Origin of the sequence: Amycolatopsis sp. NPDC049252 (assembly GCF_043197175.1) — a bacterium.
Lineage (GTDB): Bacteria > Actinomycetota > Actinomycetes > Mycobacteriales > Pseudonocardiaceae > Amycolatopsis.
The window spans coordinates 1-11,449 of record NZ_JBICSQ010000149.1 but is presented as its reverse complement, the minus strand read 5'-3'; the positions used below and the strand labels follow the sequence as shown (position 1 = coordinate 11,449).

The 11,449-nt window shown below is 70.6% G+C and carries 10 protein-coding genes and 1 pseudogene; 5 read left to right on the top strand and 6 right to left on the bottom strand.

All coding sequences use genetic code 11. The features are described 5' to 3' along the window. Positions 1–95, bottom strand: a pseudogene (locus ACGFMK_RS47895) (MBL fold metallo-hydrolase); the annotation flags it as partial. A gap of 148 nt (positions 96–243) precedes the next feature. Here ACGFMK_RS47895 and ACGFMK_RS47890 point away from each other — a divergent pair. The 4 genes from ACGFMK_RS47890 to ACGFMK_RS47875 all read left to right on the top strand — a co-directional run bounded on the left by ACGFMK_RS47890 (position 244) and on the right by ACGFMK_RS47875 (position 3,480). Continuing rightward, positions 244–1,116 carry a peptidylprolyl isomerase gene (locus ACGFMK_RS47890; RefSeq protein WP_392778408.1) on the top strand — a complete coding sequence of 291 codons (873 nt, stop codon included), beginning with the start codon at positions 244–246 and terminating at the stop codon, positions 1,114–1,116. Continuing rightward, positions 1,116–1,895, top strand: coding sequence for an aminotransferase class IV family protein (locus ACGFMK_RS47885; RefSeq protein ID WP_392778405.1), 780 nt, complete (start codon positions 1,116–1,118; stop codon positions 1,893–1,895). The genes ACGFMK_RS47890 and ACGFMK_RS47885 overlap by 1 nt, the downstream gene beginning before the upstream one ends. Before the next feature lie 74 nt (positions 1,896–1,969). Beyond that, entirely contained in the window at positions 1,970–2,821 is an 852-nt protein-coding gene (locus ACGFMK_RS47880; protein WP_392778403.1) for a LysM peptidoglycan-binding domain-containing protein, read from the top strand. A 95-nt stretch (positions 2,822–2,916) separates the two neighbouring features. Beyond that, complete coding sequence (locus tag ACGFMK_RS47875; protein WP_392778400.1) at positions 2,917–3,480, top strand: hypothetical protein; 564 nt, start codon at positions 2,917–2,919, stop codon at positions 3,478–3,480. A 598-nt stretch (positions 3,481–4,078) separates the two neighbouring features. Here the strand turns inward: ACGFMK_RS47875 and ACGFMK_RS47870 are convergent. Then, positions 4,079–4,858, bottom strand: coding sequence for an enoyl-CoA hydratase/isomerase family protein (locus tag ACGFMK_RS47870; RefSeq protein WP_392778397.1), 780 nt, complete (start codon positions 4,856–4,858; stop codon positions 4,079–4,081). Positions 4,859–4,932: 74 nt separating this feature from the next. Here ACGFMK_RS47870 and ACGFMK_RS47865 point away from each other — a divergent pair, with 74 nt between their 5' ends. Beyond that, positions 4,933–5,718 (top strand): alpha/beta fold hydrolase, encoded by a 786-nt coding sequence (locus ACGFMK_RS47865; RefSeq protein WP_392778394.1) that lies wholly within the window; start codon positions 4,933–4,935, stop codon positions 5,716–5,718. 118 nt (positions 5,719–5,836) lie between these two features. On the opposite strand, the gene ACGFMK_RS47860 is transcribed toward ACGFMK_RS47865, so the two are convergent. The 4 genes from ACGFMK_RS47860 to secD form a co-directional block, all read right to left on the bottom strand. Continuing rightward, positions 5,837–8,191 (bottom strand): bifunctional (p)ppGpp synthetase/guanosine-3',5'-bis(diphosphate) 3'-pyrophosphohydrolase, encoded by a 2,355-nt coding sequence (locus ACGFMK_RS47860; protein WP_323333473.1) that lies wholly within the window; start codon positions 8,189–8,191, stop codon positions 5,837–5,839. A gap of 194 nt (positions 8,192–8,385) precedes the next feature. Continuing rightward, a complete protein-coding gene (locus ACGFMK_RS47855; RefSeq protein WP_392778391.1) occupies positions 8,386–8,904 on the bottom strand; it encodes an adenine phosphoribosyltransferase in 519 nt (172 codons plus the stop codon). A 1-nt stretch (position 8,905) separates the two neighbouring features. Next, the gene (secF, locus tag ACGFMK_RS47850; RefSeq protein WP_392778389.1) at positions 8,906–10,132 is read right to left on the bottom strand and encodes a protein translocase subunit SecF; all 1,227 of its coding nucleotides are present in this window, start codon (positions 10,130–10,132) and stop codon (positions 8,906–8,908) included. A gap of 1 nt (position 10,133) precedes the next feature. Further along, the coding region (secD, locus tag ACGFMK_RS47845; protein ID WP_392778386.1) for a protein translocase subunit SecD at positions 10,134–11,449 on the bottom strand (1,316 nt) is incomplete at its 5' end.

Sequence of the window (11,449 nt, the reverse complement as noted above, 5' to 3'; positions counted from 1 at the left end):
CCCGGATCCACGACCAGGCACGGCCCGCCGGCGGCCGCCGCCAGCAGGTAGCAGTTGGCCTGCAGCGGGCCGCTGCCGAACCCGACGACGAGCACCGAACGCCTCCCGGACATCCGCGCCGGATGGCGCCGATCACGATCGGGTTGAGACTAGCGGGCCCTGTACATGGTCCTCACAGGCTGTGCCCATACACTGCCGCTACCTCAGACGTGTGACACGAGCGGAAACCTGGGAGGGTACGGGGTGGCGACCAACCAGCAGCGCCGCGAAGCTGCGAAGCGCAAGCTCGAGAGGCAACTCGAGCGCCGATTGGAGCAGCAGAAGCGACGCAGGAGGATCGGCGCTGGTGTCGTCGGCGTGGCTGTGCTCGTCGTCGCGGGCGTGGTGGTGTGGATCGTGAGCGCCAACGGCGGCGACAGCACCGCCGACCCGGCCGCGTCGTCCTCGGCCGCCCCGCCGCCGAGCGAGATCCAGATCCCGACGCAGCGCGCGGCGATGCCGAAGCGGACGAAGGCGCTGCCGAACCCGACGACGTGCGACTACAAGGCCGACACGACGGGCAAGACGCCGAAGAAGGTGAACCTGCCCGACGGCAAGAACGTCCCGTCGACCGGCACGGTGAACGTGACGCTGAAGAGCACTGCGGGCGACATCCCGCTGACGCTCGACCGCGCGCTCGCGCCCTGCGCCGTGCAGAGCTTCATCAGCCTGGCGAAGCAGAACTTCTACAACGACACCATGTGCCACCGGCTCGGTACCGAGGGCCTGCAGATGCTGCAGTGCGGTGACCCCTCGGCCACCGGCGACCCGACGGCCGACGGCCAGGGCGGGCCGGGCTACACGATGCCGGACGAGGCGTTCCCGGAGATCAAGTACGGCCGCGGCATCCTCGCGATGGCGAAGACGCAGGCCCCGAACTCCGGCGGCAGCCAGTTCTTCATGGTCTACGGCAGCGCCGAGCTGTCCCCGGACTACTCGGTGTTCGGCAGCATCAGCGACGAGGGCCTGAAGGTCCTGGACGCGGTGGCCAGGGCCGGCATCGCGAACCCGAACCCGCAGGACGGCACGGGTGCGCCGACCAAGCAGGTGAAGTTCACGGGCGTCACCGTCCAGTAGTGCCGCACCGCATCGAGCTGAACGGGGACCCGCTCGGCCCGGGCGCCTTCCTCGCGGGGATGACCTCCTACGGTCATTTCACCGCGATGCAGGTCCGGGACGGGCGGGTCCGCGGTCTTTCCCACCACCTGGACCGCCTCACCTCGAGTACGCGGCTGCTGTTCGGCGCGGAGCTCGACACGGACTTGGTGCGCGCCTACGTCCGGCAGGCGATCGCGGGCGAACCGGCCCTTTCCGTGCGGGTCATGGTGCTCACCCGCTCCTTCGACGAGCCGATGACGCCGGAGATCCTGGTCCGGACCCTGCCGCCGCACCCGGCCGACCCGGCGCCGCTGCGCCTGCGCGCGGTGCGGTACGAGCGGGACCTGCCGCAGGTGAAGCACCTGGGCACGTTCGGCCTGATCCACCACTCCCGCCAGGCCGAGCTCGCCGGTTACGACGACGCGTTGTTCGTCGACCACCAGGGCCGGATCAGCGAGGCGTCGGTGTGGAACACCGGCTTCCTGGCCGGTGACACCGTCGTCTGGCCGGACGCGGCGGTGCTCCCGGGGATCACGATGCTCGTCCAGCGGGAGACCCTCCAGCGGCTCGGCGTCCCGCAGGAGACGCGCGAGGTCCGGCCCGCCGACCTGCCCGCGTTCGACGCGATGTTCCTCACCAACTCGGAAACCCCGGGCCGCCCGGTCGCCTCCGTCGACGACTTCGTGCTGCCGCCCGCCGATCGTGCCGTGGAGCTGCTCGCCGAGGCGTACGAAACCGTGCCCTGGGACGAAATCTGAACCACGCCACCGCCCGCCCCGTGTAAAGGGGAACACCGGGGCCGGTTGTGCCACCGGGGAGAGGGTGGGCGACGATGGCCGAAATGCGGGTTCCCGCGGTGCGCCGCGTCCTCGGGCGCACCGGCCAGGCCGCCTGCGCCGGCGTCCTGTTCGCCGTGCTGGCCGGCGGGCCCGCGCTGGCCCAGTCCGCGCCGCCACCCCCGCCGTCGGTGAAGTACTTCATCGTCCCCCACGCCGCGAACCCCGATGACATCACGTTGTTCAAGATCGCCGAGAAGGCGCTCGGCGACGGGAAGCGGTTCCAGGAGATCTTCACGCTCAACAAGGGCAGGCCGCGGCCCGACGGAACGCCGTTCGACGACCCCGCCGCGATCGAACCCGGTCAGGTCCTCCTGCTGCCGGACGACGCCCGCGACCCCGCGGTGAAGTTCGGGCCCCTGCCCACGCCCGCTCCGGCCGCCCCGCCCGCACAGGCGGCGGCTCCCGCGTCCGCCGGTTCCGGGCTGGGTACCGGTCTCGCGTCCGCGGTCAGCGGCACCGGCGGCCTGCTCACCGGCCTGATCGCCGGGCTCTGGTGGCGACGGCGGCCGCAGGTCGTGCCGCCACCGCCGTTCGCACCGGCCGAGGCGCCCGAACCGCGGTGGCCCGAGCCCGATTTCGACGACGACGGGTCCGGCTCGGTCAGCGGCACGTTGCCGATCCCGGTGGTCGTCCCCCTGCCGCGGCCTGACCAGTCGTCCGACAAGCTGCCGGTGGTGCTGCGGCAGGAGCCGATCACCGCCGAACACTCGATCATCTTCTTCGACACCGCCGACACCCAGGTGATCGCCGCGATCCGGCCGGGCTCGCAGTTCCGGTTCCGGGTCGGCCCCGCCCGCGAGCCGGACGCGGCCACCGTGCTCGTCGTGGACGACGAAAGCGAGTGACACCGGCCCGTACTTGCCGGGTCACTCTGCGCTGAACGGATCAACCGGCGCCGGAACACTGGCCATCAGCCCTCCCGTCCCGCGATAGTCGTCTGATGACCTGGGATCCCTTCGGCACGCTGCAGAAGGCGCTGTGGATCGGCGGCGCCCCGTGGACCGGGAAGTCCACCGTCGCCCGGCTGCTGGCCGAGCGGTACGACCTGACGACGTACCACCACGACTACCGGGCCCGGCCCGGGAACGCGCTGCCGGACGACGTCCCGGCCGGCGACCAGCTGACCGAGATCATGGCCGAGTTCCGGCACCGGTTCCACTACGCGCTGGACGACCTGCGCGCGCTGACGTCACCGCGGCCGATCGTCGCCGAGGGCCGGGTGCTGCGCCCCGAGCTGGTCGCGCCACTGGTGGATTCGCCGGGCCGGATGGTCGTGCTGGTGCCGACCGAGCTGTTCCGGCAGCACCAGCTGCGGCACCGGCCGGAGGAACCCGCGATCCCGGCCCAGCGGACCCGGCTGACGCGGGACCGGATGCTGGCCGCGCACGCCGTGCGCGCGGCGCGAGACCTCGGCATCCGCGTCATCGAGATCGACGGCAGCCTCGACCCCGACGGTGTCACCGACGTCGTCGGCGAGCACTTCCGGCCGTATCTGGACGGCTGAAGATAGTATTGGTCCCGCGTTGTCCGGTCGTTTCCCCCGCGGGCGGTTGACCGGATCCGGAACGAGCGCCGCAGATCGGTTTCCGACACCGTCGCCGCTTTTTCCGCGCAGCAACGGGGCTGGGTCCGTTGGTATTCCGGAAACACTTCGCGTCTCCCTCCCCGCCGTTCTGGGCGTGACGCTGCTGGGCACGCCCGCGCGGGCCGCCACCACCGAATCGGCGGAACAACTCGTCACCTGTTTCACTCGCCTGCGCCATCGCGCCGGGGAACGCCAGTGGCGCGAAGACCGGCTCGACGCGCTGCTGGCGGACCACGAGCGGTCGGGCGAGCCGTTGTTCCTCGCGGGCACCGTGGTGAACCAGGGGCGCTTCTACCCGCGGTTCGCCGCGGTCGTCCTGCTCAGCGCGCCCCTGCCGGTCATGCTGGAGCGGATCACCCGCCGGGACACCAACCCCCGTTCGCGAAGACCGCCGCGGAACGCGCCCGGATCGTGGCGGACACGGCGGCGGTCGAGCCGCTGCTGCGGGCGTCGGCGATCGTGGAGCTCGACACCCGCGGCCCGCTCCACGAGATCGTGGACCGGCTGGAGGCGCTCGTCAGCCGAAGGTGAAGTTCGGCGGGCGGCGCGCCAGGAACGCGGCGACACCCTCCGCGTAGTCCTCACCGTGCAGGGCCTCGGAGCGGATCTCCTCGACCTCCGCGTCCGAGGTCTCCTGGCCGGCGACGATCTTCTCGATGATCCGGTTCATCCCGCGGACCGACGCCTGCGAGCGGGAGCACAGCGTCCGGACGAACTCCAGCGTCGAGGCTTCGAGGTCGTCGGCCGGGAAGACGTCGTTGAGCAGGCCGATCTCGCGGGCGCGGGCCGCCGTGATCAGCTCGCCCGACAGCAGGAAGTACTTCGCGTGCGCCGGGCCGACGAGCGAGACCAGCTGGCGCGTCGAATCGAAGTGGTAGACGATGCCGAGCTTCGCCGGGGTGATGCCGAACCGCGATCCCTCGGCGGCGAACCGGAAGTCGCAGGCGACCGACACCTGGCAGCCGCCGCCGATGCAGTTGCCCTGGATCATCGCGACCGACGGCTTCCGCATCGACGTCAGCGCGGCCACCGCGCCTTCGACGGCCTTGTCGTAGCTCGCCGCACCGTCGGCGGTGGTGCGCAGCTCGCCGAACTCGCTGATGTCCGCGCCCGCCGAGAAGTGCTTGCCGCCACCCGCGATCACGAGCACCTTGAGCGCGTGATCGGCCTCGACCTCGGCCACGACGTCGGGAATCGCCGACCACATCCCGTAGGTGATCGCGTTCATCTTCTCGGGCCGGGCGAAGGTCAGCCGGGCGACTTCGCCGTCGCGCGTCAGCTCGAATCCGTCGGTCATGCCTGGCACATTAGCTTCTCGCCCTGAGCGAAACCCCGGGTGTGTGACGCGGTCGCGGCGCTAGCTTGGGGCCCATGGCGATGATCGAGGTGAACGGGACGACGTTCGGCTACGACGACGCGGGTGCGGGGCCCGCGGTCGTGCTGCTGCACGCCGCGATCGGCGACCGCAGGATGTGGGAGCCGCAGTTCACCGCGCTCACCGCCACCCACCGGGTGATCCGCTACGACCGCCGCGGCTTCGGCGAGTCCGCCGACGGCCTCGGCGAGTTCGCCCACCACGAGGACCTGCTGGCCCTGCTCGATGCCCGGGGGATCGAGCAGGCCACGCTGGTCGGGGCGTCGATGGGCGGCGCGGTCTCGATGGACACCGCGCTCGCCGCGCCGGAGCGGGTCACCCGGCTCGTGCTGCTCGGGTCCGGCCTCACCGGCCACACGTGGCCGGACCACATGCAGGCGGACATCGCCGAGCTGACCCGCGACGTCGACCCGGCGGACGTCCGGGCCATGTCCGAGGCCAACATCCGCTACCTGGTCGCGGGTCCCGCGCGCGATGTGTCCGTGCTGCCGCCGGACATGCTGGCGCTGGTGCGGGAAATGTGCGAGCAGGTGTACCACCGCCTGACGACGGCTCCACAGTGGACGGAACGGATCCCGGACACCCGCCACCGCCTGGCCGAGATCGCGACCCCGGCCCAGGTGGTGATCGGCCTGTCCGACGCGCTGGGGCTGGTGGAGCTGTCCCGGCACCTCGCGGCGTCCCTGCCGAACGCCGAACTCGTGGAACTCCCCGACACCGGTCACCTGCCCGCGCTCGAACGCCCTGACGACGTCGACGCGATCCTGCGGAAGGTCCTCTAGACCAGGCGCTTCGCGGTCAGATCCATGCCAGCCGGCCCGCGTTGTCCGAAGTGGACCATCCGGCCAGTACTTCACTGCAGACGTCCCGCTCCCGGCCGCCGCTGGTCACATCGGTCTCCTATGAAGCCGACGTCACGCGGTAGACGTCGTAGACGCCTTCCACGCCGCGGACCACCTTGAGGACGTGGCCCAGGTGCTTAGGGTCGCCCATCTCGAACGAGAAGCGGCTGACCGCGACCCGGTCGCGCGACGTCGTCACCGAGGCCGACAGGATGTTGACCTTCTCGTCGGCCAGCACCTTCGTCACGTCCGAGAGCAGGCGGTGCCGGTCGAGCGCCTCGACCTGGATGGCCACCAGGAACACCGACGACGCCGAGGGCGCCCACTCGACCTCGACCAGCCGCTCGGGCTGGGACTGCAGGTCGCCGGCGTTGGTGCAGTCGGTCCGGTGGACCGAGACACCGCCGCCGCGGGTCACGAAGCCGAGGATCTCGTCGCCCGGCACCGGGGTGCAGCAGCGGGCGAGCTTCGCCCAGACGTCGCTGGCGCCCTTGACCACGACGCCGACGTCGTTGGAGCCGCGGCGCCGGGTGACGGTGGACGGCGTCGCCCGCTCGGCGAGCTCCTCCTCCGCCGCGTCGACCCCGCCGATCAGCGCGACCAGGCGCTGGACGACGTGCTTGGCGCTGGTGTGCCCCTCCCCGACCGCCGCGTACAGCGACGAGATGTCGGCGTGGCGCAGTTCGGTCGCGATCGAGCCCATGGACTCCGCGGAGACCAGCCGCTGGATCGGCAGGCCGACCTTGCGGATCTCCTTGGTGATGGCTTCTTTGCCGCCTTCGATCGCCTCGTCACGGCGTTCCTTGGCGAACCATTGCCGGATCTTCGCGCGCGCCTTAGGCGAGCCGGCGAACTGCAGCCAGTCGCGGCTCGGCCCGGCGTTCTCCGCCTTCGAGGTGAAGATCTCGACGACTTCGCCGTTTTCCAGCTTGCGTTCCAGCGCGACCAGGCGGCCGTTGACGCGGGCGCCGATGCAGCGGTGCCCGACCTCGGTGTGCACGGCGTAGGCGAAGTCCACCGGCGTCGACTCGACCGGCAGCGTGATCACGTCGCCCTTGGGCGTGAACACGAAGATCTCGCGCGCGGCCAGCTCGTAACGCAGCGACTCGAGGAAGTCCCCCGGGTCCGCCGCCTCCCGCTGCCAGTCGAGGAGCTGGCGCATCCACGCCATCTCGTCGACGTCCACGGCGTTGCCGTTGTGCGTGCCCTTGGTCTCCTTGTACCGCCAGTGCGCGGCGATGCCGTACTCGGCGGTGCGGTGCATCTCGTAGGTGCGGATCTGCACCTCGAGAGGCTTGCCGTCCGGGCCGATCACCGTGGTGTGCAGCGACTGGTAGACGCTGAACCGCGGCTGCGCGATGTAGTCCTTGAACCGCCCGGGCACCGGCTGCCACAGCGCGTGGACGACACCCATCGCCGCGTAGCAGTCGCGGACGTCCTCGACCAGGATCCGCACGCCGACCAGGTCGTGGATGTCGTCCAGGTCGCGGCCGCGGACGATCATCTTCTGGTGGATCGAGTAGTAGTGCTTGGGCCGGCCCTCGACCTTCGCGGTGATCCGTGACGAGACGAGGTTGCTGGTGAGGTCGGTGATGACCGAGCGCAGGTAGATGTCGCGCGAGGGCGCCCGGTCGGCGACCAGGCGCACGATCTCGTCGTACTTCTTCGGCTGCAGGATGGCGAACGCCAGGTCCTCCAGCTCCCACTTCACCGTGGCCATGCCGAGCCGGTGGGCGAGCGGGGCGAGGACTTCGAGGGTCTCGCGGGCCTTGCGGGCCTGCTTCTCCGGCGGCAGGAAGCGCATCGTGCGCATGTTGTGCAGCCGGTCGGCGAGCTTGATGACCAGCACCCGCGGGTCCTTGGCCATCGCGATGACCATCTTGCGGATGGTCTCGGCCTCGGCGGACGTGCCGAGCTTGACCTTGTCCAGCTTCGTGACGCCGTCGACCAGCTCGGCGACCTTCTCGCCAAAGTCGGCCTTCAGGCTCTCGACGGCATAGCCGGTGTCCTCGACGGTGTCGTGCAGCAGCGCCGCGACGAGCGTGGTGGTGTCCATGCCCAGCTCGGCGAGGATCGTGGCGACGGCGAGCGGATGCGTGATGTACGGGTCGCCGGACTTGCGCCGCTGGTTGCGGTGCAGCTCCTCGGCGACGTCGTAGGCGCGCTGCAGCAGCCCCAGGTCGGCGTTGGGGTGCAGCTCGCGGTGGATGACCGCCAGGGGTTCGAGGACCTGCTTGACGGGGGCGGCGCGCTGGGCGGTGATCCGCCGGGCGAGCCGGGCGCGCACCCGCCGGGTGGCGGACGGGTTCGGCGCCGCGCCGTTCGGCTTCGGCGGCGCGGGCTGTGCCGCCGCCTGCCCGTTCTGCGGGGTGCCCTCTTGAGCGGGCACCGCGGCGTCGAGCTCCTGGCTCACCCGCACCTCCTGCTGCTCGTGCGGCCTTCGAACCACCAGGGTAGCCGTTCGGGTTCCCCGCCCCTCCGGGTGCGCCCGTTCAGGGTGACGCCAAGCCGCGGACCAGCGGATTCACCCGATCGCCCGGCGTGGCGAAAAGTCATGAGGGGCACCTTCATGGACTTGAGAGCCATGAAGGTGCCCCTCATGGGACGTCAGCAGACCTGCAGGGCGTGGATCTTCCGGTCCCCCAGCACGCCGCGGCCGCCGAGGGCCGCCAGTTCCATGACGACCGAGACGCTGTCGACGACCGCGCCCGCGTCCTCCAGGAGCTTGCCCGTGGCCGCGACCGTGCCGCCCGTGGCCAGGACGTCGTCGAGGATCGCGATCCGCTGGCCGGGGCGGACCACGCCGGCCGGCAGCTCGACCGTCGCCGTGCCGTACTCCAGCGCGTAGTCGACCCGGCCCGCGACCTGCGGGAGCTTGCCCGGCTTGCGGATCAGCACCACGCCGAGACCGCGGGCGTACCCGACGGCCGCCGCCAGCAGGAAGCCGCGCGCCTCCACGCCGGCGAGCGCCTCGACGCGAGAGTCGAGGGTGCCCGCCAGCGCGTCGGTCACGGCCTTGAACGCGCCCGCGTCCGCGAACATCGGGCTCAGGTCGCGGAACAGCACGCCGGGCTCGGGAAAGTCCGGCACTTCGGCGATCAGGCCGAGGGCCTCGTCCAGCTCCACGTCAGCGCTTCCTCTTCCCGGCCGGTTTGCCCGAAGGGCGCTGCTTCTGGATCCGGGCGGGCACGCTCGCCGCGGCGGCGTACGCCTTCTCCTTACGCAGTTCCTTCGCCAGTGCGTCGTCGTCCGAGGCGTCGAAGTCGTCGCCCGCGGCCTTGCGCTCCTGGCTGGCCCGGCGCTGCTGGACCCGCTCGGCCTGCTGCCGGTATTTCGGGTCGCGCATCTTGAAGTCGACCAGCAGCGGCGTCGCCAGCGCGACCGACGACAGGACGCCGACGATCGTGCCCGTGAGCTGCACCAGCGCCAGGTCCTGCAGCGTGCCCGAGCCGAGCAGCAGGTACCCGACGATCAGCAGGCCGAGGATCGGCAGCAGCGCGATGAACGCCGTGTTGAACGACCGCATCAGGGTCTGGTTCAGCGCCAGGTTCGCGGCTTCGCCGAACGTGCGGCGGGTCAGCCCGAGCAGGCCGCGTGTGTTCTCGCGGACCTTGTCGAACACCACCACCGTGTCGTACAGCGAGAACCCGAGGATCGTCAGCAGGCCGATCACCGTCGCCGGCGTCACCTCGAAGCCGACCAGCGAATACACACCCGCGGTGACGAAGATGTCGTGCAGCAGCGAAACGAGCGCCGCCGACGCCATCCGCAGGTCGAAGTAGATCGCCAGGAAGATGACCACCGCGACGAGGAACACCAGGAGGGCGATCAGCGCCTTCTGCGAGATCTCGCCACCCCAGGACGCGCTGACCGCGCTGTCACTGATCGCCTGCACGCTCGGCTGCTTGTTGCTGCCGATCGGGCCCAGGTCCTGGAACAGCGTCTGCTTCACCTTGGCGACGTCCGCCGCGTCGAGCACCTCGGAGCGGATCTGGATGGTCGACGCGGCGCCCGTGCCGACCTTCTGCGTCTCCGCGGGCTGGTGACCGAGTGCCTTCTGGAACGACTCCTTGGCCTGGTCCTCGGTGATCACGCCGTGGATGCCGGCGGCCGGCATCTGGATCTGCGTGCCGCCCTCGAACTCGATGCCGAAGTTGAAGCCGCGGAAGATCATCGACGCGAGGCACACCAGCACCAGCGCGGTGAAGAAGATGTACCAGCGCTTGCGCTTGCCGACGACGTCGAACGCGCCGGTGCCGACGTAGAGACGGCGGAAGATGCTTTCCCGCTTGCCGGGTTTCGCCGCGACCTTGGTGTCGCCGTCGGCGTCCCTGCCCAGTTCCTCGACGCCCACGTCAGGCCTCCTTCACGTTCGCGCGGCCGACCGAGGTCGACTTGCGCTGCGAACCCACTTGCTGCACGGCGCCCAGGCCCAGGTACTTCGGGTTGGACAGGAACTTCGACTTCGACGTGGACGCGAGCGCGACCAGCGGGTGCGTGACCAGGTAGACGATCACCAGGTCGAGCACGGTGGACATGCCGAGGGTGAACGCGAAGCCCTGGACGTCGCCGACCGCGATGATGTACAGGATCGCCGCGGCCAGGAAGCTCACCGCGTCCGAGGCCAGGATCGTGCGCTGGGCGCGGGTCCAGCCGCGCGGCACCGCGGACCGGAACGTCCGGCCCTCCCGGATCTCGTCCTTTATTCGTTCGAAGTAGATGACGAACGAGTCCGCCGTGATGCCGATGGCGATGATCAGGCCGGCGATGCCCGCCAGGTCCAGCGTGTAGCCGATCCAGCGCCCGAGCAGCACCAGCACCGCGAACACCAGCGAGAAGGACAACGCCAGCGACAGGATGGTGAGCACGCCGAGCAGCCGGTAGTAGAACAGGCAGTAGATGAAGACGACCAGCAGGCCGATGCCGCCGGCGAGCAGGCCGGCCTGCAGCGAGGCCAGGCCGAGGGTGGCCGACACCGTGGTCGCGTCCGAGGAGGCGAACGACAGCGGCAGCGAGCCGTACTTCAGGATGTCCGAGAGGTCCTTCGCCTCGGACTGCGTGAACTTGCCGGTGATCTGGGTGTTGCCGTCCAGGATCGCGACCTGGATGTTCGGCGCGGACACGACCTGCGTGTCGAGCACGAACGCGGCCTGCTGGTTGGTGTTCTTCGAAGTGAAGTCCGCCCAGATCTTGGTGCCCTCGCTCTTGAAGCTGAGGTTCACCACCCACTGGCCGCGCTGCTGGTCGTAGCCCGAGCTCGAGTCGGCGATCTCGGTGCCCGGCAGGAACTCCGGCTCCAGCAGGTACTTGTACGTGTCGTGGTCACCGCAGGCGACCAGCGGCAGCTTGGGGTCGTCGTTGCCCTCGAGGGGGTCCTTGGCGTTCGGCGCGCAGGTGAGCGACGCCATCGCCTGGGCGACGAGGTCCTGGTTCGGAGTGCCGTCGGCGCCGATCAGCTGCGGGTTCTGCCGGACGGCCTTCGCGGCCTGGATCTGCTTGGCCGTGTCGGCGTCGACCGAGCCGTCCGTGGGAGCGGGAGCCTGGCTCGACGCGGGCGGCGGCGTGGTGCTGCTGCTCGGCGGGGCCGGTGTGGAAGGCGGGGTGCTCGGCGCCTGCGCGGGCGCGGCGGCGGGGGCACCGCCACCACCGGCGGCCGGGCTGGACGGCGGGG